Genomic DNA, 21,831 nt, shown 5'->3' on the forward strand with positions numbered 1-21,831 from the left:
GCCGCACTGTACGCGGGCGGTCGACGGGTGAACCATCGGCACCAGGTTTTCGTGATCATGGGTGGGCATCATCGGCACCCGCCCGGGGTAATGCGCTGGCACGTCGATTTCGGCCGGAGAGGCGACCGTGGGGGAGAAGACGGGACGTGGGCGGCGGGGGCCGCTCGCCGGGTTCCTGGTCGCCGCGGTGGTGGCCGCCGGCTGCGCCGTGGGCGGGGTCGACGGCGGTGACCCCGGGCCGGACGGCCCGCAGGAGCCCCGCCGTTCCGCGGCGGCGCCGGACGACTCCGGCTCGGACGGCCCGGGCGCCGACGGCACCACCAGCGTGGCCGAGTTCAAGCGGGACATGAACGGTGCGGTCGGCACCGCCCAGGAGTACTGGACCGCCCAGTTCAAGGCGTCCGGGGAGCGGTTCCGGCCGATCCGGCGGGTGGTCGCCTACCAGCGGGAGGGCGAGCTGGCCTGCGGCGGACAGCCGCTGCCCCGCAACAACGCCGTGTACTGCTCGGCCGGCGACTTCATCGCCTACGACGTCAACTGGTCGGTCGCGGCGTTCCGGCAGATCGGCGACGCGTTCCTGTTCTACCTGCTCGGCCACGAGTACGCCCACGGCGTGCAGGTGCGCCTCGGCATCCGTTACAACTTCACCATCCAGCAGGAGTTGCAGGCCGACTGCATGGCCGGGGCGTACCTCGGCGACTCGGTCCGCGCGAAGACCCTCACCCTGGACGACGGTGACCTGGACGAGCTGCGCGACGGGCTGCTCGCGGTGGGCGACGACCCCGACCAGCCCTGGTTCGCCGAGGGCTCGCACGGCACCGCCGAGCAGCGCACCGAGTCGTTCTTCCGCGGCTACGAGCGGTCGCTGGAGGCCTGCGACCTGGGCTGAGCCTGCCCGGCGGGCAGAACGTCGGCTGCGTCACCCCGCGCCGGGACGGCCACTGGGGCCGGCGGCCCGGCTGGCAGGATCGGCGGGTCACACCGCACCCTGGGAGGATCCGCTGAGCAGCCCGCACCCCGCCGCCGTGCTCTTCGACATGGACGGCACTCTGGTCGACAGCGAGAAGCTGTGGGACGTCGCGCTCACCGAGCTGGCCGAGACGTACGGCGGCACGCTCTCCGACGCCGCCCGCCGCGCCATCGTCGGCACCAGCATGGCCGTCTCGATGCGCATCCTGCACGACGACCTGGGCCAGCCGGAGCGGGACCCGCAGGTCAGCGCCGCCTGGATCGACGCGCGGATCCTGGAGCTGTTCCGCACCGGCCTGCGCTGGCGGCCCGGCGCGCTGGCCCTGCTCCACGCGGTGCGCGCCGCCGGCATCCCCACCGCGCTGGTCACCTCCAGCGGTCGGCCGCTGGTCGAGGTGGCCCTGGACACCCTCGGTCGGGACAGCTTCGACGCGATCGTCTGCGGCGACGAGGTGGGCTCCGCCAAGCCGCACCCCGAGCCCTACCTGACCGCCGCCCGGCTGCTCGGCGTGCCGATCGGCCGCTGCGTGGCGATCGAGGACTCGCCGAGCGGGGTGGCCAGCGCGCTCGCCGCCGGCGCGGCGGTGCTGGCGGTGCCGGCGGAGGTGCCGATCGAGCCGGCCGACGGCGTACACCAGTTGGAGAGCCTGACCGCCGCGGACCTGGAACTGCTGGCCGCGCTGCTCGGCGAGCCGCCGGGCTGACCCGCAACGGGCGAAGGGCCCCGCCACCTGGCGGGGCCCCTCGTCGTCGGCTCACTCGTGGGCGATCGCGCCCAGCACGTTGATCCGGGCCGCCCGGATCGCCGGGACCACCGCCGCCGCCACCCCGACCAGGGCGGCCAGGCCCAGCATGACGGCCATCTGGGTCCACGGCAGGTGCAGGTCGGTGATGCCCTCGTCGCGCAGCGCGCGGACCACCGCGGCGCCGAGACCGGTGCCGACCGCGACGCCGAGCAGCGCGCCGAACACCGAGATCACCACCGCCTCGACGGTGATCATCCGCATGGTCTGCGCCCGGCGCAGGCCGATTGCCCGCAGCAGCCCCAACTCCCGGGTCCGTTCCAGCACCGACAGCGCGAGGGTGTTGACGATGCCCAGCACGGCGATCACGATGGCCAGCGCCAGCAGGATCTGGATCATCTGCAGCGGAGTGTCCAGCATGCTGGTCTGCTGCTTGATGAACGCCGCCCGGTCGGCGACCGACACCTCGGGGCTGTCCGCCAGCAGCCGCTCCACCTGCGGCTGCACGTCGGCGACCCGGGTGCCCGGGGCCAGTTGCACGAAGCCCTGCGTCGGCTGCGGGATGGCGAAGTCCTTCGTCGCCTCCACCGGCAGCATCACCGGGTTGGTCAACTGCGAGCTCTCGTAGATTCCGCTGACCGTGAAGGTGCGCGCCTCGCCCCGGGTCAGCTGCACGGTGACCTGCGAGCCGACCGACACGTTGCGGGACTTGGCGGTGTCCGAGCTGAACAGCATCTGGTCCGGGCCCAGCCGGCCGATGTCACCGGCGGCGGCCCGCGCCCCGAAGATCCGCTCCAGCGCGGACACGTCGCTCGCCGCGCCCACCCAGGTGCGCTTGCCGCCGACCATGGCCATGTCGCCGTACTCGCCGTCGACGAGCTGCACGCCCGGGATCTTCGCTGCCTCGGTGAGCACCGCCGGGTCGAAGCTCGGCGACCGGGGCCCGGACTGCGCCCCGGCGATCACCAGCTCGGCCTTGATCCGGTCCTCGGCCAGCGCGCCGATGCTGCCCTTGGCCGAGTCCAGGATGACCGTCACCCCGGTGACCAGGGCGATGCCGACCATCAGGGCGGCCGCCGTGATCGCCGTGCGGCGCGGATTGCGGCCGGAGTTCAGCCGACCCAGCCTGCCCGGCACCGACCAGGCGAAGATCGACCCGAGCAGGGCCACCACCGGCCGGCTGATCACCGGGGTCAGCAGCGCCACCCCGATGAACGCGAACAGCACCCCGGAGAGGATGACCGCGAGCGTGTTGCCGCGGGCGTGCCCGTCGAGCCCGAGGAAGAGCAGCACGGCGCCGACCGCGGTGACCAGCGACCCGGCGACGGTGACCTTGGTCAGCGGCCGGTCCGGGTTCGCCACGTCCTGCATGGCCGCGATCGGCGGGATCCGCGCGGCCCGGATCGCCGGTAGCAGCGCCGCCACCACCGTGATCAGCAGACCCACCCCGAGCGCGCCGATCACCGCGGCCGGTGGCACGCCCAGCCCGGCCAGGGTCAACCCGCCGGCGAGCTTGCCGAACAGGTACGCCAGCAGCGCGCCCACCCCGATCCCGGCGGCCAGGCCGAGCAGCGAGGCGATCAACCCGACCGCGACGGCCTCCAGCACCACCGAGCCGACGATCTGCCGCCCGCTGGCCCCGAGGGCCCGCATCAGCGCCAGCTCCCGGGTCCGCTGCGCCACGATGATCGAGAAGGTGTTGAGGATGAGGAAGGTGCCCACCAGCAGCGCCACCGCGGCGAAGCCGAGCAGCACCTTGTTGAAGAAGTCCAGGCCCTGCTTCAGGCCGGCCGCCTGGTCGGCGGCGGCCTGCTCGCCGGTCTTCACCACGTAGTCGGCGCCGAGCGCGGCGGCCACGTCGTCGCGCAGCCGCTGCGGGGTCACCCCGTCGGCGGCGCGCACCGTGATGCTGGTGAAGACGTCCGGCTTGCCGAGCATCAGCCGCTGCGCCACCGGGGTGGTGAAGCCGACCTGGTTCACCCCGCCGATCGAGTCCCGGCCACCGCTGTAGCCGAAGACCCCGACCAGGGTGAACTCCTTCTTCGGCACCAGGGTGAGCACCCCCACCCGGTCACCGACCTTCACGTTCGCCGCCTGCGCCAGGCCGGCGTTGACGACGATCTCGTCGTCGGCCCGCGGCTCCCGGCCGCCGGGCCGCAACTGGACCAGGTCGGTCTCGCCGAGCCAGTTCTCACCCAGCTGCGGCGGCCCGAACGAGGTCACCACCTTGCCGTTGCTGCCGATCAGGCGGGCGCCGTCGGCGCTGACCACCCCCTCGGCCTCGGCCACGCCCGACACGTCCCGCCGGACCCGCTCCACCGCCGACGCCGGCAGTGGCGCGGCGACCTGCTCGCCCTCGGTCTCGTTGAGCGCCACCTTCGGCTTCGCCGACACCGTGACGTCGATGTCGGAGAAACCGTCGGCGAAGACCGCGTCGAAGGACCGACCGAGCGTGTCGGTCAGCACGAACGCGCCGGAGACGAACATGACGCCCAGCACCACGGCCAGGCCGGACAGGACCAGGCGCACCTTCCGCGCCAGCAGGCTCTTCATCGTCGCCCGGAACATCAGCGCGACCCCCGTCCGGGGGCCGGCGCCGGTACGGGCACCCGCGGCATGCTCACGGCCGTCCCACCTCGGCCCCGGTGTCCAGCTTCTTCATGGTGTCCAGCACGGTGTCCGCGGTCGGCTCGATCAGCTCCGACACGATCTGCCCGTCGGCGAGGAAGACCACCCGGTCGGCGTACGCGGCGGCGGTCGGGTCGTGGGTCACCATCACGATCGTCTGGCCGTGCTCGCGTACCGAGTCGCGCAGGAAGGCCAGCACCTCGGCGCCGGAGCGCGAGTCCAGGTTTCCGGTCGGCTCGTCCGCGAAGATCACCTCGGGGCGGCCGACCAGGGCCCGGGCGCATGCCACCCGCTGCTGCTGCCCGCCGGAGAGCTGGGCCGGGCGGTGCCCCAGCCGGTCCCGCAGCCCCACCGTGTCGATCACCGTCTCGTACCAGGCCGGGTCGGCCTTGCGCCCGGCGATCGACAGCGGCAGCAGGATGTTCTCCTGCGCGGTCAACGTCGGCAGCAGGTTGAACTGCTGGAAGATGAAGCCGACCTTGTCCCGGCGCAGCTTCGTCAGGCCGGAGTCACCCAGCCCGGTGACCGTGGTGTCGCCGATGGCCACCGTGCCCCGCGTCACCGAGTCCAGCCCGGCCAGGCAGTGCATCAGCGTCGACTTGCCCGAGCCGGACGGTCCCATGATGGCCGTGAACCGGCCGCGTTCGAACTCCGCGCTGACCCCCCGCAGCGCGACCACCTGAGCCTCGCCGCTGCCGTACACCTTCCACACGTCATCGGCCCGGGCTGCCACCCCGGCCTGCCGGCCCACCGTAGCGGTCACGTCGTCTACCCCTCCTACATCCGCGCGCACACCGCCCCCGCTGGTCGGTGCGGCAAGTTACATCCTCCGTGCCGTCGGGCGTCGAACCGTCCGCCTGAGGGGGGACCCGCGGCGGATTTTCCGCTGCGGGACGGCCCTGAGGCGGACTCAGGGTCATCCCCGATCGGCGGTGCCCGAGACCGGCCGCCCCGCCCGCCGGGACCGCGCCGTCGCCGACGGTAGGGCTTGACGCCACGTGAGGGTCAACCCCGCCGCGCCGCCAACGGTCACGGTACGTGACGACCGCAACAGGCCGTTGCCCCGCCGGTGAACCTTCGGCGTACGCGGACCGGCGGCCCGCCGCACCGGTCCGCTACGCCCGGGGGCGCACCAGACCAGACTCGTACGCCAGCACCACGGCCTGCACCCGGTCGCGCAACCCGAGCTTGGTCAGCACGTGCCCGACATGCGTCTTGATCGTCGTCTCGCTCACCGACAGCGCCTGGGCGATCTCCGCGTTCGACAACCCCCGCGCCACCTGCACCAGCACCTCCCGCTCGCGGTCGGTGAGCGTGCTCAGCAGTCGGGGCGGCGCCGCGTCCGGGTCGGGCAGCGCCTCGGCGAAGCGGTCCAGCAGCCGCCGGAGGATGCGCGGGCCCAGCACCGCCCCTCCGACCGCCACCGTCCGGATCGCCGCCACCAGATCCTCGGCCGGCACGTCCTTGGACAGGAAACCGCTCGCTCCGGCGCGCAACGCGCCCACCACGTACTCGTCCAGCTCGAAGGTGGTCAGCACCAGCACCCGCACCGGCAGCCGGGCGGCGACGATGGCCCGGGTCGCCGCCACCCCGTCCATCCGCGGCATCCGGACGTCCATCAGCACCACGTCCGGCAGCAGCCGGCGGGCCAGCTCCACCGCCTCCACCCCGTCGGCGGCCTCGCCGACGACGTCCAGGTCGGCCTCGGTGCCCAGCACCATCCGGAACCCGGTGCGCAGCAGCGGCTGGTCGTCGGCGAGCAGGACGCGTACCGGGCGGGGCGGTCGCGCGCTCTCGGTCATCCACCCTCCCGTCGTCGCCACGGCCCGGCATCCGGCCGGTCGACCGCGGGCGTCACGGGGATTCTCGCCTACCCGTGGCGGTCACCGCCCAGGCGCGCCGCGTCCCACTGTGGCGGTGCCGCCCTGGCGCGCCGCGTCCCACCGCCCGGTGGCGGGCCGCCCCGCCGGGCCGGGCGGGCCCTGGTCACTCGTCGGCGCCGGGCACCGCCGGCCCGGAGCGGGCGTCGGTGAGCGGGTCGGCCGGGCCGGCCACCGGGAACGGCGGTGGCGTGCCACCGAAGGTGGGGCAGTGCGCCTGGTGGTTGCACCAGTCACAGAGCCGGCTCGGCCGGGGCCGGAAATCCTGCCGCGCGGTCGCCTGCTCGATGGCCTGCCACAGCGCCACCACCGTGCGCTCGAAGCGCAGCAGCTCGTCGGCGTCGGGAGAGTAGTCGCAGACCTCCGCGTCCTTCAGGTAGAGCAGCCGCAGCACCCGCGGCACCACCCCGCGGGTGCGCCACAGCACCAGGGCGTAGAACTTCAACTGGAACAGCGCCCGCGCCTCGAACGCCTCCCGCGGCGCGCCGCCGGTCTTGTAGTCGACCACCCGCAGCGCGCCGTCCGGCGCCACGTCCAGCCGGTCCAGGTAGCCGCGGATCAACAGCTCGTCGTCGACCACCGCGGAGATCAGGCTCTCCCGCTCGGCCGGCTCCAGCCGGCGCGGGTCCTCCACCGCGAAGTAGCCCTCCAGCAGGGCCGCGGCCGTGCGCAGGAACTCGGCGGCGTCGGCGTCGTCGCCCGCGCCGAACAGCCCGGCCAGCTCGGGCTCCTCGGTGACCAGCCGGTCCCACTGCGGGGCCACCAGGTCACCGGCCGCCGCCGGGGTGCGCGCCGCCGCCGGCAGGTCGAACAGCCGCTCCAGCACCGCGTGCACCAGCGTGCCCCGGGCCTGCTCCACCGTCGGCCGCTCGGGCAGCCGGTCGATGCTGCGGAAGCGGTAGAGCAGGGGACAGGTCTTGAAATCCGCGGCCCGCGACGGCGACAGCGAGGCCCGCACCGTGGGTGGCAGCGCCGCCGACCCGTCGCCGGGGCGGGCGTCCTGTCCGTCGATCACCGGTTGCGCCGTCATGTCCGGAAGGTTAGGGCACCGGTGTGACAGCCCCGCCGTCGCCGCACCGGAGCATGATCCGCCCCGCGTAGCATCGACCCGGTGGACCAGCAGACCCGACCACCGCGCCGACCCGGGCGGCGCCCCGGCCTGACCGTGGGGCGGGTGTTCGGGGTGCCGCTGCACCTCGACGCGTCGATGCTGCTGCTCACCCTGTTGGTCACCGTGATCTACGCCGAGTTCGCCCGGGACCGGCTCGGCCTGCCGCCGCTCGGCGGCTACCTGATCGGGCTCGGCTTCGTGGTGTCCCTGCTCGGCTCCGTGCTGCTGCACGAGCTCGGCCACGCGCTCACCGCCCGTCGGCACGGCATCGGCGTACGCGGGATCACCCTGGAGCTGCTCGGCGGATACACCGAGATGGACCGGGACCCCCCGACCGCCCGGATCGACCTGCAGGTGTCCCTGGCCGGGCCGGCGGTCTCCGCCGTACTCGGGCTGCTCGCCGTCGGCGCCACCCTGGCCCTGCCCCCGCACACCCTGGCCCACCAGCTGGCGCTGCAACTGGCCCTGAGCAACGTCGTCGTCGCGCTGTTCAACATCCTGCCCGGCCTGCCGCTGGACGGCGGCCGGGCGCTGCGCGCCGCCATCTGGGCGCTCACCCGCGACCGGCACCGCGCCACGGAGATCGCCGGCTGGGTCGGCCGGGCCGTCGCGGTCGGCACCGCGGTCCTGGTCGTGCTGCTCGCCGTGGCCCGGATCCTCGTCCCGTTGGCGCTGCCGCTGATGCTGCTGGTGGTGTTCACGCTCTGGCGCGGCGCCGGCCAGTCCATCCGCTACGCCCGGATCAGCCGCCGGTTCCCCCTGGTCGACCTGCGCCGGCTCGCCCGGCCGGTGCTGGCCGTGCCCACCGGCACCCCCCTCGCGGAGGCGCAGCGCCGGCGCGACGCGCACACTCCGCCCGGCGTGGCGATCGGCGTGGCCGACGGCGCTGGGCGCACCGTCGCGCTGCTCGACCCGGTCCGGGCCGGCCGGGTACCGGCCGAACGCCGGCCCTGGGTGGCGGTCGACGAGGTGTCCCGGCCGCTGGCCCAGCTGCCCGTCCTGCCGGTCGGCCTCGACGGTGAACGGGTGATGGAGATCGTGCAGACCCACCCGGGCGCGCAGTACGTGGTGACCTCAGGCGAAGATGTCGTCGGCGTTCTGCACATCGCGGATCTGGCGCAGCTCCTGGAACCCAAACGGAAGATGAACACGTGACCGCACATCCCTCCACCGTCCCGGCCGATCCTCCCGTGCACCGGGGGCCGTTCCGGCCAGGTGACCGGGTGCAGCTGACCGACCCGAAGGGCCGGATGCACACCGTGACGCTGGAGCCCGGCAAGGAGTTCCACACCCACCGCGGGATCCTCAAGCACGACACCCTGATCGGGCTCCCCGACGGCAGCGTCGTCACCACCGCGGGCGGCGGCACCGCCTTCCTGGCCCTGCGGCCGCTGCTGTCGGACTACGTGCTGTCCATGCCGCGCGGCGCCCAGGTCATCTACCCGAAGGATGCCGCGCAGATCGTCGCCATGGGCGACATCTTCCCCGGCGCGAAGGTCCTCGAGGCCGGCGCCGGCTCCGGCGCGCTGAGCTGCTCGCTGCTGCGCGCCGTCGGGGTGGGGGGCGAGCTGCACTCCTGGGAGCTGCGCGACGACTTCGCCCAGATCGCCCGGCGCAACGTCGAGGCGTTCTTCAACGGCCCGCACCCGGCCTGGCAGCTGCACGTCGGCGACGTCGCGCAGTGCCCGGAGACCGGCTTCGACCGGATCATCCTCGACATGCTCACCCCCTGGGAGACCCTCGACATGGTCGAGCGGGCGCTGCTGCCCGGCGGCGTCTTCATCGGGTACGTCGCCACCACTCCGCAGCTGTCCGAGCTGGTGGAGGCGCTGCGCGAGCGCGGCGGCTGGACCGAGCCCCGGGCCTGGGAGTCGCTGGTGCGCGACTGGCACGCCGAGGGTCTCGCGGTCCGGCCCGACCACCGGATGATCGCGCACACCGCCTTCCTGGTCTCCGCCCGCAAGCTCGCCCCGGGGGTCACCGCGCCGCCGCGGCGGCGCAAGCCGAGCAAGGGCACCGAGGCGTACGTGCAGCGGCGGCAGGCGCTGCGCGAGGCCGAGGCGGCCCGCCAGGCCGCCGCCGACACGGCGGAGGGCGGCGCAGCGGAGCCGGACCAGCGGTGATCCCGCCGGCGGGGCTGGACGGGACGGACCGGGGGCCGCGGCCGGGCCGCCCCGCCACGCGGGCGGGGTGCCGGGCGATTGGAGCCGCCGTCCCGCGCGGGCGTATCCTTCCGCCCGGCGTGGACCGGCCTTGGGGAGGCGGTGGCATGGACGGGTGCAACGGCGTCCGGCGCGGTGGGATGAGGCCCCGCCGCCGGACCGACCGGTCGGGGGCGGCTGCGTGAGCCGACCGGGCTTCAACGGCGACGTGCCCGCCGTCTTTCCCGACTGGTCCCCCTACCAGGACCTGGAGTCCGCCGCCCGCGCCTACCTGCGCGACCCGGACGTCGCCCTGGAGGCCCTCGGCGGGGTGCTGCGCGGCGCCTCGGTGCTCGGCTTCACCCTGGAACGCTTCGTCAACGAGGTCAACGGCGTGTGGCAGGAGGTCGTCGTCTGCGACGGCAGCCGGCTGGTGCTCTGGCACGGTGAGGACGTCCCGCCGGGGGAGGGGCCGCCGGGCTCGATGACCTCCTCGCTGCGGGTGGTGCCGGTCTCCACCGTCACCGAGGTGGGCTGCCGGCGGCGGCTCACCCGCGCCGAGAACGGCGAGATCCGCATCGACAGCATCGACGTCTACCTGCTGCTCACCTCGCTGGACGAGGCGCCGCCCGGCGACGAGGTCGTCGCCGCGCCGCGGCACGACGCGCTGCGCTTCGGCAAGACCCTCGACGACGGCGGCGCCGGGCAGATCGCCCGGCTGGAGGAGTTCGCCCGACTGGTCGCCTCGGTGGTCGGCCGGCCGGTGCTCTGACGCCGTGGCGCTCTGAGCCCGCCGGTGCTCCGACGCCGTGGTCTCGGGCGCCGCGGGTTCCGACGCCGCTCGTGGCAGCCGCAACGGGGCGGAGCCGGCGGTACGGACCGCCGGCTCCGGAATCGATCATGTCCCGCCCGATGGCCGCGACGCCGGGTGGCGGGAAGTGTGCGCAACGTCACTCGGGCGCGGCGCGGCTCACTCCTCGTCGGCCTCCGGGCCGGCCACCTCGACGCCGTCGCCGGCGCGCAGCACGTGGATGCACTCGCCCGGGCACTCCTTCGCCGAGTCGATCACCTCGAGGCGCAGGTGCTCCGGCACGTCGACCCGGCTGCCCGGGGCCGAGCGCAGCTCCCCGTCGGCGCCCTTGACGTACGCCAGGCCGTCGACGTCGAACTCGAAGACCTCCGGCGCGTACTGCACGCAGAGCCCGTCGCCCGTGCAGAGGTCCTGGTCCACCCAGACCTGAAGCTGGTCCGTCGCGACCTGCGCCACTGCTGCACCCCCCATGTTCTCCCGTCCCACGCCCCGACGGTACCCGAACGCCCGGACCGGCCCCTTCCGGCGTCCCTTGGCGATCAAGGTTCGGTGACGAGGGCGTTGCGTGGGACCGAATCGCCCTCACAGCGGCTAGTGTTAGGCAAGAACGTTCAAGCCCCCGGGGAGGTGGGACGTGGCACGCAGCGACGACGCGGACTCGCGCGCCGCACGGTGGGAGAAGGAGGCCCACGATCTCTCCACGCAGGTCGCGTTCCTTCAAGAGGAACTCGCACTGGTGCGGCGCAAGCTGACCGAAAGCCCCCGACACGTCCGGCAGCTCGAAGAGCGGCTGGCCGCCACCCAGGCGCAGTTGGCGCGGCTGACCGAGAACAACGAACGGCTCGTGAGCACCCTCAAGGAGGCTCGCGCGCAGATCGTGACGCTCAAGGAGGAGATCGACCGCCTCGCGCAGCCACCGAGTGGTTACGGCGTCTTCCTGGCCAAGCACGACGACGGCACCGTGGACGTCTTCACCGGCGGCCGCAAGCTCCGGGTCGCCGTCTCGCCCTCGCTCGACACCGACGAGCTGCGGCGCGGCCAGGAGGTCCTGCTCAACGACGCGCTCAACATCGTCGACGCGTTCGGCTACGAGCGGGTCGGCGAGGTGGTGATGCTCAAGGAGGTGCTGGCGGGCCCCGACGGCGCACCGGGCGACCGGGCGCTGGTGGTCTCGCACTCCGACGAGGAGCGGATCGTCCACCTGGCCGAGACCCTGATCGGTAGCGCGATCCGGGCCGGCGACTCGCTGATGATCGAGCCCCGCTCGGCGTACGCGTACGAGCGGATCCCGAAGAGCGAGGTCGAGGAACTGGTCCTGGAGGAGGTGCCCGACGTCGACTACACCGACATCGGCGGCCTGCACTCCCAGATCGAGCAGATCCGCGACGCGGTGGAGCTGCCCTTCCTGCACGCCGACCTGTTCCGCGAGCACCAGCTCCGGCCGCCCAAGGGCATCCTGCTCTATGGCCCGCCCGGGTGCGGCAAGACGCTCATCGCCAAGGCGGTGGCCAACTCGCTGGCCAAGAAGATCGCCGAGCGGGAGGGCAAGGATCGGCACACCAGCTTCTTCCTCAACATCAAGGGTCCGGAGCTGCTCAACAAGTACGTCGGCGAGACCGAGCGGCACATCCGGCTGATCTTCCAGCGGGCCCGGGAAAAGGCCGGCGAGGGCACGCCGGTGATCGTGTTCTTCGACGAGATGGACTCGGTCTTCCGCACCCGTGGCTCCGGCGTCTCCTCCGACGTGGAGAACACCATCGTCCCGCAGCTGCTCAGCGAGATCGACGGCGTCGAGGGGCTGGAGAACGTCATCGTGATCGGCGCCTCCAACCGGGAGGACATGATCGACCCGGCCATCCTGCGCCCCGGCCGGCTCGACGTGAAGATCAAGATCGAGCGGCCGGACGCCGAGGCGGCCAAGGACATCTTCTCCAAGTACATCCTCCCCGGCCTGCCGCTGCACCCCGACGACCTGACCGAGCACGGAAACGACCCGCAGTCCACCGTGGCGGCGATGATCGACGCCGTGGTGCTGCGGATGTACTCGGAGACCGAGGAGAACCGCTTCCTCGAGGTCACCTACGCCAACGGCGACAAGGAAGTCCTCTACTTCAAGGACTTCAACTCCGGCGCGATGATCCAGAACATCGTCGACCGGGGCAAGAAGATGGCCATCAAGGAGTTCCTCACCTCGGGCCGCAAGGGGCTGCGGTTGCAGCACCTGCTCGACGCCTGCGTCGACGAGTTCCGCGAGAACGAGGACCTGCCCAACACCACCAACCCCGACGACTGGGCCCGCATCTCCGGCAAGAAGGGCGAGCGGATCGTCTACATCCGCACGCTCGTCTCCGGCGGCAAGGGCGCGGAGGCCGGCCGGTCCATCGAGACCGCCAGCAACACCGGTCAGTACCTGTAACCGACGCGCACCAGGTAGGCCCGCGGCACCCGCCGCGGGCCTACCTGCGTTCCGGCCCGCGCGTGCGACACCACCGGCCCGCGCCGCCGCCACGCCCCCATCCGCCGTCCCGGCGACTACGCTCGACGTGACGGGGGGACCGGGACGGCGAGCAGAGCGGTAGGTCGGATGAGCGTCAGACGGATCATGGGCACCGAGGTCGAGTACGGCATCTCCGTACCGACCCAGGCCGGGGCCAACCCGATGGTCACCTCCTCCCAGGTGGTCAACGCCTACGGGGCCCGCCCGGAACTCAACCGCGGGGGCCGGGCCCGCTGGGACTACGAGGAGGAGTCGCCGCTGCGCGACGCCCGCGGCTTCACCTACTCCGGCGCCGCGTACGACCCGGCGGAGGCGCTCGCCGACGAGGACCTCGGGCTGGCCAACGTCATACTGACCAACGGCGCCCGGCTCTACGTCGACCACGCCCACCCCGAATACTCCACCCCCGAGGTGACCAACCCCCTGGACGTGGTGCGCTGGGACAAGGCGGGGGAGCGGGTGATGGCCGAGGCCGCCCGCCGGGCCGCCACCATCCCCGGCACCCAGCCCATCCACCTCTACAAGAACAACACCGACAACAAGGGCGCCAGCTACGGCTCCCACGAGAACTACCTGATGCGGCGGCAGACCCCGTTCGCCGACATCGTGGCGTACCTGACGCCGTTCTTCGTCACCCGGCAGATCGTCTGCGGCGCCGGCCGGGTCGGCATCGGGCAGGACGGCGGCCAGAGCGGCTTCCAGATCTCCCAGCGTGCCGACTTCTTCGAGGTCGAGGTCGGCCTGGAGACCACCCTCAAGCGGCCGATCATCAACACCCGGGACGAGCCGCACGCCGACGCCGACAAGTACCGCCGCCTGCACGTCATCATCGGCGACGCCAACCTGTCGGAGATCTCCACGTACCTCAAGGTCGGCACCACCGCGCTGATCCTCACCATGATCGAGGAGAAGGCGCTCGGTGCCGACCTGGGGATCGCCGACCCGGTCAGCGAGCTGCGCGCGGTCAGCCACGACCCGTCGCTGTCGCACCGGATGCGGCTGCGCGACGGCCGCCGGCTGACCGCGCTGGACGTCCAGTGGGCGTACCTGGAGCGGGTCCGCTCCTTCGTGGACGACCGGTACGGCGCCGACGTGGACCCGCAGACCGCGGACGTGCTGGATCGCTGGGAGAGCGTGCTGGACCGACTCGGCCGTGACGCGTTCGAATGCGCCGACGAGCTCGACTGGGTGGCCAAGCTGCGGCTGCTGGAGGGCTACCGGGAGCGGGAGAAGCTCGGTTGGGGCTCGCACAAGCTCCAGCTGGTCGACCTCCAGTACTCCGACGTCCGCCCGGAGAAGGGCCTCTACCACCGGCTGGTCTCCCGCGGCTCGATGAAGACCCTGCTCACCGACGAGCAGACCCGCACCGCGATGACCGAGCCGCCGGAGGACACCCGGGCCTACTTCCGGGGGCGCTGCCTGGCCCAGTACGCCTCCGAGGTGGTCGCCGCGAGCTGGGACTCGGTCATCTTCGACGTGGGCCGGGAGTCGCTGGTCCGGGTGCCGATGATGGAGCCGGAGCGGGGCACCTGCACGCACGTCGGGGAGCTGTTCGACCGGTGCGCGAGCGCCAAGGACCTGCTGGAGGCGTTGACCGGCGGCTGACCGGCGTATCTCGGGAGCCCGCTGCGCGCCGCGACCCGGCGCGCGGCGGGCTTTTCGTCGCTCCCGCGAGGTAAGTTCATCGCAGGGCGATCGTGGAGGAGGACCTGATGGCGCAAGAGGGCGGCCAGACCCAGTCCGGCAAGTCGACCCAGGGCGAAGAGGTCGAGGAGGCCACCGCGCAGGCCAACCCGGAAGTGGCCGAGCGGCACGCCGAGATCACCGAGGACGTCGACGACCTGCTCGACGAGATCGACTCGGTCCTGGAGGAGAACGCAGAAGAATTTGTTCGTGGATATGTCCAGAAAGGGGGCGAGTAGGGCATATAGGGCAATCCGGGCATGCCGCGCCGATCTGATGACCATGACGGGCGCCGCCGCTGCCGTGACTGTGGCGAGTGGAAGCCGATCGAGGAGTTCTGCTCGAACAGCAGGCGTCCCGATGGTCGTGGCAGCTACTGCAAGCCGTGTTTCAACGTCCGGTCGAAAGCCAGCTATGCCAAACGCTTGACGACTTCCCGAAGAACCGCTCCGCGTCGTCTGGCTACGGCCGATACTGCAAGCCGTGTCACAACGCGAAGGGAAAGGAAACCCGGCTGCGGCTCTACGGCGGCAGTCGCGAGTACCACCTGCGCCGGCGCTACGGGGTGGGGCAGAAGGAGTTCGACGAGCTCCTCGCCGAGCAGGGCGGCGTCTGCGCCATCTGCGGCGGCGAAGATCCTCAACATCTGGACCACGATCATCGCACCGGATGGGTGCGCGGGATACTCTGCTTCAACTGTAACGGTGGTCTTGGCCAGTTCCGGGACAGCCCCGTGACGCTGGCCAGGGCGATCACGTATCTGAGAGGAACCACGTGGCAGCGGCTTTCGATCCATCCGGGCGTCTACCAGATGTGTTCACCAACGCGGGGACGTCCTCCTTCACCACGTTCCTGAGCCGGGTGGCCCCCGAGATGCTGCCCGGCCGCCGGCCGCTGCCGCCGGGGATGGCCGCCGACCTGGCACCGCACGCCACCACGATCGTGGCCATCTCGGCCGTCGGTGGCGTGGTGATGGCCGGCGACCGGCGCGCCACCATGGGCAACCTGATCGCCCAGCGCGACATCGAGAAGGTGCACCCGGCCGACGCGTACTCGCTGGTCGGCATCGCGGGCACCGCGGGCATCGGCATCGAGCTGATGCGACTGTTCCAGGTGGAGTTGGAGCACTACGAGAAGATCGAGGGCGCGATGCTCTCCCTCGACGGCAAGGCCAACCGGCTCGCCTCGATGATCCGCGGCAACCTCGGCGCGGCGATGCAGGGCCTGGCCGTGGTCCCGCTCTTCGCCGGCTTCGACCTGGCCGCGAGCGACCCGGCGAAGGCCGGCCGGATCTTCAGCTTCGACGTGACCGGCGGCCCCTACGGCGAGACCGGATACGACGCGATCGGCTCGGGTTCGCTCTTCGCCAAGTCGGCGTTGAAGAAGCGCTACCGCGCGGGGATCTCCGTCGACGACGCCGTCCGGCTGGCGGTCGAGGCGCTCTACGACGCGGCCGACGACGACACCGCGACCGGCGGGCCGGACCTGACCCGGCGGATCTACCCGGTGGTGATGACCGCGACGGCCGAGGGCACCCACCGGCTCACCGACGCCGAGACCGCGGCGATCGCCGAGGGCGTCGTCGCCGGTCGGATGGAGAACCCAGGCGGCTGAACCGTCCGCCCCGCCCCCGCCCCACACCAGCAGTCGTCAGCACAGCGCCTTTGAAGGAGAACCGCCGCCGTGGCCATGCAGTTCTACGCCTCGCCCGAGCAGATCATGCGCGACCGCTCCGAGCTGGCCCGCAAGGGCATCGCCCGGGGCCGGAGCACGGTGGTCCTGAGCTACGCCGACGGGGTGCTCTTCGTCGCGGAGAACCTCTCCAGCGCCCTGCACAAGGTCAGCGAGATCTACGACCGGATCGGCTTCGCCGCCGTCGGCCGGTACAACGAGTTCGAGAACCTGCGCCGGGCCGGGGTTCGGATGGCCGACCTGAACGGCCTGAGCTACGACCGGCGGGACGTGACCGGCCGGGGCCTGGCCAACGCGTTCGCGCAGACCCTGGGGGCGATCTTCACCGAGCAGTCGAAGCCGTTCGAGGTGGAGATCTGCGTGGCCGAGGTGGGCGCCACCCCGGACGACGACGAGCTGTACCGGCTGACCTACGACGGCTCGGTGAACGACGAGCCGGGCCGGATGGCGATGGGCGGTCAGGCGGACGCGATCGCCGGGGTGCTCAAGTCGCAGCACCGGCCGGACATGTCGCTGGGTGAGGCGGTCAAGGTGGCGGTGGCGGCGCTGAGCAGCGTGGGCGGGGAGGGCGGCGCCTCCCGCACGATCGCCGCGAACCAGCTTGAGGTGGCGGTGCTGGACCGGCGCCGGGTGGGGCGTACGTTCCGGCGGATCACCGGCGCGGCGCTGACCGCGCTGCTGGAGGGTGACCAGGCGGGGGACACCGCGCCGGCGCCGGGGGTGGCGAAGACCCCGACGGTGCCGACGGAGGAGGCGCACAAGCCGACCACGTCGGCCGGCTCGGCGGACCTGGAGGGCCAGCAGCCCGACCAGCCTGGGGAGTAGCACTCCGGACCGGTTCCACGAGGCCCTGGGCGCGCGACGCGCCCGGGGCCTAGCCGTGTCAGCCGTCGTGGTGGCGTCCAGGACGAGGGCGCCTGCAGGATGCCGCACGTCGTGCCTTGGCCGGGCGGCGGGATGCCGCGCCGCATGTCCTGCCCTGGGCCGCGTTCGTGCCCGCGGGCGGCCCCACTCGACCCGCGTTGGGTGCGGGATCGCGGCCGGGGGTGTCCCGCGGGGTCGACTCGGGCGCTCCTGGTGATCGAGCGCTGCCCATCTGGGGCCTCGGGCGGCTAGTGTCACATCATGGAGCGGCGAATCTTCGGCCTCGAGACCGAGTACGGCGTCACCTGCACCTATCGGGGTCAGCGCCGGTTGTCCCCCGACGAGGTCGCCCGGTACCTCTTCCGGCGGGTGGTGTCGTGGGGCCGGTCGAGCAACGTGTTCCTGCGCAACGGCGCCCGGCTCTACCTGGACGTGGGCTCGCACCCGGAGTACGCGACGCCGGAGTGCGACTCGGTGACGGACCTGGTCGCCCACGACCGGGCGGGGGAGCGGATCCTGGAGGGCCTGCTCGTCGACGCGGAGAAGCGGCTGCACGACGAGGGCATCGCCGGTGAGATCTACCTGTTCAAGAACAACACCGACTCGGCGGGCAACTCGTACGGCTGCCACGAGAACTACCTGGTGTCCCGGCACGGGGAGTTCGGCCGGCTGGCCGACGTGCTGATCCCGTTCCTGGTGACCCGGCAGCTGATCTGCGGGGCGGGCAAGGTACTGCAGACACCGCGCGGCGCGGTCTACTGCCTCTCTCAGCGGGCGGAGCACATCTGGGAGGGGGTCTCGTCGGCGACCACCCGGAGCCGGCCGATCATCAACACCCGGGACGAGCCGCACGCAGACGCGGAGCGGTACCGCCGGCTGCACGTGATCGTCGGTGACTCGAACATGAACGAGGTCACCACGCTGCTGAAGGTGGGCAGCGCGGACATCGTGCTGCGGATGATCGAGGCCGGGGTGGTGATGCGGGACCTGACGCTGGAGAACCCGATCCGGGCGATCCGCGAGGTGTCGCACGACATCACCGGCCAGCGCAAGGTCCGGCTGGCCTCCGGCAAGGAGGTCAGCGCCCTGGAGATCCAGCAGGAATACCTGGCGAAGGCGACCGAGTTCGTGGAGCGCCGAGGCGGGGACCAGACCGCCAAGCGGGTGGTGGAGCTGTGGGGCCGGGTGCTGCGGGCGGTGGAGACCGGGGACCTGGATCCGGTGGCGCGGGAGATCGACTGGGTGAGCAAGCTGAAGTTGATCGAGCGGTACCAGCGCAAGCACGACCTGCCGCTGTCGCACCCGCGGGTGGCGCAGATGGATCTGGCGTACCACGACCTGCGCCGGGGGCGGGGGCTCTACGGGCTGCTGGAACGGCGCGGTGCGGTGGACCGGGTGGCCACCGACCCGGAGATCTTCGAGGCGAAGGAGACGCCGCCGCAGACCACCCGGGCGCGGCTGCGCGGCGAGTTCATCCGGCACGCGCAGGAGAAGCGGCGGGACTTCACCGTCGACTGGGTGCACCTGAAGCTCAACGACCAGGCGCAGCGCACGGTGCTCTGCAAGGACCCGTTCCGGGCGTACGACGAGCGGGTGGAGCGGTTGATCGCCAGCATGTGACGGCGGCCGCCGGCCGGTGCGGGCACCGGCCGGCGGCCGACCGGTAGGCTGGCGGCGCGATGAACACTTCCGAATCCTCCGACCGCGACAGCGGCACCGAGAAGACCAACTGGATCGACCGGCGGCGGGAGAAGATCCGCGCCGAGGTCGAACGCAACCGGCGTGGCGAGTACACGGTGCCCACCTGGGTGTTGGCGGCGGCGCTGGTGTTGATCGTCGGTGGCTGGCTGGCGTTGATCTTCTTCGTGGGCTGAGCCGGCGGGCCGTGGGCTGCGCCGCCAGAGCCGTGGGCTGCGCCGCCGGGGCTGTGGGCTGAGGCGTTGGGGCCGCCGGGGGACGCCGGTCAGTTGTACGGCATGCGGGGGAACCAGCCGATGCCGAAGTGGGCGGGGACCCGCAGGTCCCAGTAGACGACGGTGAAGACGCCCAGGGCGACGAGCAGCGCGCCGGCGATCAGGGTGGCCCGGCGGCGCTGGGCGATCCAGCGCAGGAACCGCCCCCGGCTGACGATCACCGCGACCGCGATGAGCAGGGTGACGAGCAGGATGTTGCCCAGCGACTGGAGGGTGAAGGCGAGCGCCCCGTACAGCGGGTTGCCGGTCTCGGCGGCCCAGTGGAAGAGCTTGTTGAACAGCGGGTAGGGGCGTCCGACGAGGAAACCGCCGACCAGCGCGCCCATCAGCACCACCCGGGCGACGGGCCGGCCGGCGAGCACGTCGGGGAGCAGCCCGAGGGTGGCCAGCCCGAGGTAGGTCAGGACCAGGCCGATCACGCCGAACACCACGAACGACTGGATGAGCCGGACCGGCACGCCGTCGACCACCTCGGTGGACAGCTGCGGCAGCCGGTCGCCGAGGAGCACGCCGATCGCGCCGTAGCCGGCGGAGACCGCGACCATGCCCAGGGCGAGCCAGCCGACCGGCCGGAGCAGGGACCGCAGGGCGGCTCCGGTGCCCTCGGCGCCGGTGGCGCCGGAGACCTGGCTCATCGGGCCGATCGAGGCGGCCATCGCGATGTTGCAGGCGGTGAAGGTGCCGGCGAAGCCGGAGACGAACGCGAAGAGCAGGCCGGCGAGGGTGCCGCTGATCGCGGTGGCCTTGGCGTCGTGGCCGAGCACCGTGTTCGCGACGTTGTCGCCGACGACCGAGTCGACCAGCTCGAACGACCACAGGACGGCGAGCAGGACGCCGGCCGCGGCGCTGAGCAGCGCCACCCGGCGGGGGTGCGCGGGCCGGTGGTCGGGGGTGACGACCGGGCGGTGGGTGTCGGGAAGTTCGCGCAGTGCCATGACGCCTCGCATTCGCAGACGGTCACACCGGATCGCGGCGGTCCGGGCCGGCGGCGGTGCCGGTCGCGGGGCCCGGGGCCGGTGCGGAGGGGGTCCGGGTACCTGCTTCAGGATCCGGCGGGCGTCGCCCGCGGGGCGTCTCCGAGGGTGCGCACCTCCGCGCCGCCGGGCCGGATTGGGCACGACGGAAGGTGCGGCCGGCGGGGGCGGCTGGCAGCGTCGAGCGGGCCACCGTGCGACGACCGGAGGGTGCCGTGACCGCACACATCGATCTTGGCCTGGACGAGCGGACCCACCCGGGCATCAACGGCCCGATGCGGTTCCGTCCGGAGACCGCGCGGCCGCTGAACGACCTCGCGGAGGTGCTGCTGCGCGCCCCGCACCCCACGCTGACGGCGGGCGAGCGGGAGCTCATCGCCGCCTACGTGTCGGGCCTGAACGAGTGCACCTTCTGCTGTTCGTCGCACTCGGCGTTCGCCGCCGCGCAACTGCCGGCGGGGATGTCGCTGGTGGAGCAGGTGCGCCGGGACGTCGACACCGCGCCGGTGAGCGCGAAGCTGCGGGCGCTGCTGCGGATCGCGGCGGCGGTGCGGCGCGACGGCCGGGAGGTCACCACCGAACTGGTCGAGGCGGCCCGGGGCGCGGGCGCCACCGACCTGGAGATCCACGACGTGGTGCTGATCGCCGCCGCGTTCTGCATGTTCAACCGCTACGTCGACGGCCTGGGCACCTGGGCGCCCCGCGATCCGGCGGCGTACGCGCAGGCCGCCGACCGGATCGTCACCCACGGCTACCGGGCGGACTGACGCCCGTCAGCCGAGCAGGCGTACCGCGTGCCGGCCGGCGGCGGCCGCGGCCAGGAAGTAGGCGTGGTCGGCGTCGAGCCCGCGGCCCATGGTGGACAGACCGACCGGGCTGGCCCGCAGCGCCGCGTCCAGCCCGTCGGTGGGCACGGTGACGACGGTGTGCCGGGCGGCGAGCGGGGCCAGGGCCGCGTGCACCTGCGCGGCGAGCGCCCGGTCCAGGCCGTCGGGCACCACCAGGTCCGCCCCGGCGAGCGCCACCCGGCCGTACGCGGTGAGGCTGTGGTGGGACACGCCGCGGTGCCGGGGCCGGGGGTCGGCGGCGGAGACGCGCAGCGAGCCGACGGGTCGCCCACCCAGCGTGGCGACCGCGTTGACCGCCTCCCCGACGGCCACCCCGGAGAACCCCCACCGGGTGCCGGTGCCCAGGTTGCCCGGCCCCTGCGCGACGACCGCCAGGTCGGCGCGCAGCACGTGGCGGGCGGCGAGCAGGCCGCTGTGCAGGGTGCTCGCCTCGAGGTCGCCGCCGAAGGCCTGCCCGACGCTGATCGTGCCGGCGAGGTGGCCGGCGAGCCCGGCCAGGGTGCGGGAGAACCAGGCGGGCAGCGCCCCGCCGTCGGTGAGCAGGTAGGCCACCCGCGCGTCCGGGGCGTCGGCCCGGATCCCGGCGAGCACGGCCGGCAGCGCCGAATGCAGGTCGGCGGTGACCACCGGCATGCCGCCGACGTCCTCCGCCGCGGCGAGCAGGTCGTGGTGCGGGGAGGCCTCCTCGTCCACGCCGAGCAGGATCGGCTGCAACGGGGTGTAGCGGGCCTTGACCAGGTGACCGGCGTCGCGGGTGTCGCCGGCCTGCGGCGGGTCCGCGGGCAGCCGGTCGGGCAGGGCCACCACCAGGGCGTACCCGCCGGTGCCGAGGCCCATCAGCAGGGCGCCGACGTTGAGCAGCACCCGGTCGCCGGGCCGCGGCTCGCCGACCAGGGCCGGGTAGGCCAGGGCGCGCACGGCGGTCGAGTCGGGCAGGGTGACGTCGAGTTCCACCGCGCCGGTCCATCGCCGCCGTACCGCCGTGACCGAACCGGTCCGCCATCGCACCATGACCGG

At 72.9% G+C, this 21,831-nt stretch carries 21 protein-coding genes; 14 read left to right on the forward strand and 7 right to left on the reverse strand.

Annotation, left to right across the window (positions count from 1 at the left end):
• Positions 1-127 precede the first annotated feature (127 nt).
• Both AB0H57_RS26090 and AB0H57_RS26095 read left to right on the forward strand, forming a co-directional pair.
• Positions 128-889, forward strand: a complete 762-nt coding sequence (locus tag AB0H57_RS26090) for a neutral zinc metallopeptidase (protein WP_357510788.1) — start codon at positions 128-130, stop codon at positions 887-889.
• Positions 890-1,025: 136 nt separating this feature from the next.
• Entirely contained in the window at positions 1,026-1,673 is a 648-nt protein-coding gene (locus AB0H57_RS26095; RefSeq protein WP_357510789.1) for an HAD family phosphatase, read from the forward strand.
• 51 nt (positions 1,674-1,724) lie between these two features.
• Here AB0H57_RS26095 and AB0H57_RS26100 read toward each other — a convergent pair whose 3' ends face one another.
• From AB0H57_RS26100 to AB0H57_RS26115, 4 genes are all read right to left on the reverse strand, one after another.
• Entirely contained in the window at positions 1,725-4,280 is a 2,556-nt protein-coding gene (locus AB0H57_RS26100) for an FtsX-like permease family protein (RefSeq protein WP_357510791.1), read from the reverse strand.
• A gap of 52 nt (positions 4,281-4,332) precedes the next feature.
• Complete coding sequence (locus tag AB0H57_RS26105) at positions 4,333-5,103, reverse strand: ABC transporter ATP-binding protein (protein WP_357510793.1); 771 nt, start codon at positions 5,101-5,103, stop codon at positions 4,333-4,335.
• A 352-nt stretch (positions 5,104-5,455) separates the two neighbouring features.
• Entirely contained in the window at positions 5,456-6,142 is a 687-nt protein-coding gene (locus AB0H57_RS26110) for a response regulator transcription factor (RefSeq protein WP_357510795.1), read from the reverse strand.
• Positions 6,143-6,326: 184 nt separating this feature from the next.
• The gene (locus AB0H57_RS26115) at positions 6,327-7,250 is read right to left on the reverse strand and encodes a PD-(D/E)XK nuclease family protein (RefSeq protein ID WP_357510797.1); all 924 of its coding nucleotides are present in this window, start codon (positions 7,248-7,250) and stop codon (positions 6,327-6,329) included.
• 81 nt (positions 7,251-7,331) lie between these two features.
• On the opposite strand from AB0H57_RS26115, the gene AB0H57_RS26120 reads away from it, so the two are divergent.
• The 3 genes from AB0H57_RS26120 (at position 7,332) to AB0H57_RS26130 (ending at position 10,244) form a co-directional block, all read left to right on the forward strand.
• Complete coding sequence (locus tag AB0H57_RS26120; protein WP_357510799.1) at positions 7,332-8,486, forward strand: site-2 protease family protein; 1,155 nt, start codon at positions 7,332-7,334, stop codon at positions 8,484-8,486.
• Positions 8,483-9,454 (forward strand): tRNA (adenine-N1)-methyltransferase, encoded by a 972-nt coding sequence (locus tag AB0H57_RS26125; protein ID WP_357510801.1) that lies wholly within the window; start codon positions 8,483-8,485, stop codon positions 9,452-9,454. The genes AB0H57_RS26120 and AB0H57_RS26125 overlap by 4 nt, the downstream gene beginning before the upstream one ends.
• A gap of 220 nt (positions 9,455-9,674) precedes the next feature.
• Entirely contained in the window at positions 9,675-10,244 is a 570-nt protein-coding gene (locus AB0H57_RS26130; RefSeq protein ID WP_357510803.1) for a hypothetical protein, read from the forward strand.
• A gap of 198 nt (positions 10,245-10,442) precedes the next feature.
• Here AB0H57_RS26130 and AB0H57_RS26135 read toward each other — a convergent pair whose 3' ends face one another.
• Positions 10,443-10,739 carry a ferredoxin gene (locus AB0H57_RS26135; RefSeq protein ID WP_357510840.1) on the reverse strand — a complete coding sequence of 99 codons (297 nt, stop codon included), beginning with the start codon at positions 10,737-10,739 and terminating at the stop codon, positions 10,443-10,445.
• Positions 10,740-10,917: 178 nt separating this feature from the next.
• Here AB0H57_RS26135 and arc point away from each other — a divergent pair, with 178 nt between their 5' ends.
• The 8 genes from arc to AB0H57_RS26175 all read left to right on the forward strand — a co-directional run bounded on the left by arc (position 10,918) and on the right by AB0H57_RS26175 (position 18,893).
• A complete protein-coding gene (gene arc, locus AB0H57_RS26140) occupies positions 10,918-12,699 on the forward strand; it encodes a proteasome ATPase (RefSeq protein ID WP_357510805.1) in 1,782 nt (593 codons plus the stop codon).
• A gap of 168 nt (positions 12,700-12,867) precedes the next feature.
• Positions 12,868-14,385: a depupylase/deamidase Dop gene (gene dop / locus AB0H57_RS26145; RefSeq protein WP_357510807.1), complete on the forward strand. Its 1,518-nt coding sequence runs from the start codon at positions 12,868-12,870 to the stop codon at positions 14,383-14,385.
• 107 nt (positions 14,386-14,492) lie between these two features.
• Positions 14,493-14,702 carry a ubiquitin-like protein Pup gene (locus tag AB0H57_RS26150; protein ID WP_357510842.1) on the forward strand — a complete coding sequence of 70 codons (210 nt, stop codon included), beginning with the start codon at positions 14,493-14,495 and terminating at the stop codon, positions 14,700-14,702.
• A gap of 77 nt (positions 14,703-14,779) precedes the next feature.
• On the forward strand, positions 14,780-15,319 hold the full coding sequence (locus AB0H57_RS26155; protein ID WP_357510809.1) for an endonuclease VII domain-containing protein: 540 nt from the start codon (positions 14,780-14,782) through the stop codon (positions 15,317-15,319).
• The gene (gene prcB / locus AB0H57_RS26160; protein WP_357510811.1) at positions 15,238-16,077 is read left to right on the forward strand and encodes a proteasome subunit beta; all 840 of its coding nucleotides are present in this window, start codon (positions 15,238-15,240) and stop codon (positions 16,075-16,077) included. Before AB0H57_RS26155 ends, prcB begins: the two co-directional genes overlap by 82 nt.
• A gap of 69 nt (positions 16,078-16,146) precedes the next feature.
• Positions 16,147-16,980 carry a proteasome subunit alpha gene (gene prcA, locus AB0H57_RS26165; RefSeq protein ID WP_357510813.1) on the forward strand — a complete coding sequence of 278 codons (834 nt, stop codon included), beginning with the start codon at positions 16,147-16,149 and terminating at the stop codon, positions 16,978-16,980.
• 300 nt (positions 16,981-17,280) lie between these two features.
• On the forward strand, positions 17,281-18,639 hold the full coding sequence (gene pafA / locus AB0H57_RS26170) for a Pup--protein ligase (protein ID WP_357510815.1): 1,359 nt from the start codon (positions 17,281-17,283) through the stop codon (positions 18,637-18,639).
• A gap of 59 nt (positions 18,640-18,698) precedes the next feature.
• Positions 18,699-18,893, forward strand: coding sequence for a hypothetical protein (locus AB0H57_RS26175; protein WP_357510817.1), 195 nt, complete (start codon positions 18,699-18,701; stop codon positions 18,891-18,893).
• Between the two features lie 89 nt (positions 18,894-18,982).
• Here the strand turns inward: AB0H57_RS26175 and AB0H57_RS26180 are convergent, their stop codons facing one another.
• Positions 18,983-19,939: a hypothetical protein gene (locus tag AB0H57_RS26180; RefSeq protein WP_357510819.1), complete on the reverse strand. Its 957-nt coding sequence runs from the start codon at positions 19,937-19,939 to the stop codon at positions 18,983-18,985.
• Positions 19,940-20,241: 302 nt separating this feature from the next.
• On the opposite strand from AB0H57_RS26180, the gene AB0H57_RS26185 reads away from it, so the two are divergent.
• Complete coding sequence (locus tag AB0H57_RS26185) at positions 20,242-20,733, forward strand: peroxidase-related enzyme (protein ID WP_357510844.1); 492 nt, start codon at positions 20,242-20,244, stop codon at positions 20,731-20,733.
• Positions 20,734-20,739: 6 nt separating this feature from the next.
• Here AB0H57_RS26185 and AB0H57_RS26190 read toward each other — a convergent pair whose 3' ends face one another.
• A complete protein-coding gene (locus AB0H57_RS26190; protein ID WP_357510821.1) occupies positions 20,740-21,825 on the reverse strand; it encodes a DUF3866 family protein in 1,086 nt (361 codons plus the stop codon).
• Positions 21,826-21,831 lie beyond the last annotated feature (6 nt).

It is taken from the genome of Micromonospora sp. NPDC050686 (genome assembly GCF_040654475.1).
Lineage (GTDB): Bacteria > Actinomycetota > Actinomycetes > Mycobacteriales > Micromonosporaceae > Micromonospora.

Excerpts from the sequence above, each read along its gene's own strand:
- AB0H57_RS26100 (WP_357510791.1), bottom strand. The coding sequence starts at position 4,280 with ATGTTCCGGGCGACGATGAAGAGCCTGCTGGCGCGGAAGGTGCGCCTG.
- AB0H57_RS26110 (WP_357510795.1), bottom strand. The coding sequence starts at position 6,142 with ATGACCGAGAGCGCGCGACCGCCCCGCCCGGTACGCGTCCTGCTCGCC.
- AB0H57_RS26115 (WP_357510797.1), bottom strand. The coding sequence starts at position 7,250 with ATGACGGCGCAACCGGTGATCGACGGACAGGACGCCCGCCCCGGCGAC.
- dop (WP_357510807.1), top strand. The coding sequence starts at position 12,868 with ATGAGCGTCAGACGGATCATGGGCACCGAGGTCGAGTACGGCATCTCC.
- AB0H57_RS26150 (WP_357510842.1), top strand. The coding sequence starts at position 14,493 with ATGGCGCAAGAGGGCGGCCAGACCCAGTCCGGCAAGTCGACCCAGGGC.
- pafA (WP_357510815.1), top strand. The coding sequence starts at position 17,281 with ATGGAGCGGCGAATCTTCGGCCTCGAGACCGAGTACGGCGTCACCTGC.
- AB0H57_RS26175 (WP_357510817.1), top strand. The coding sequence starts at position 18,699 with ATGAACACTTCCGAATCCTCCGACCGCGACAGCGGCACCGAGAAGACC.
- AB0H57_RS26180 (WP_357510819.1), bottom strand. The coding sequence starts at position 19,939 with ATGCGAGGCGTCATGGCACTGCGCGAACTTCCCGACACCCACCGCCCG.
- AB0H57_RS26185 (WP_357510844.1), top strand. The coding sequence starts at position 20,242 with ATGCGGTTCCGTCCGGAGACCGCGCGGCCGCTGAACGACCTCGCGGAG.
- AB0H57_RS26190 (WP_357510821.1), bottom strand. The coding sequence starts at position 21,825 with ATGGTGCGATGGCGGACCGGTTCGGTCACGGCGGTACGGCGGCGATGG.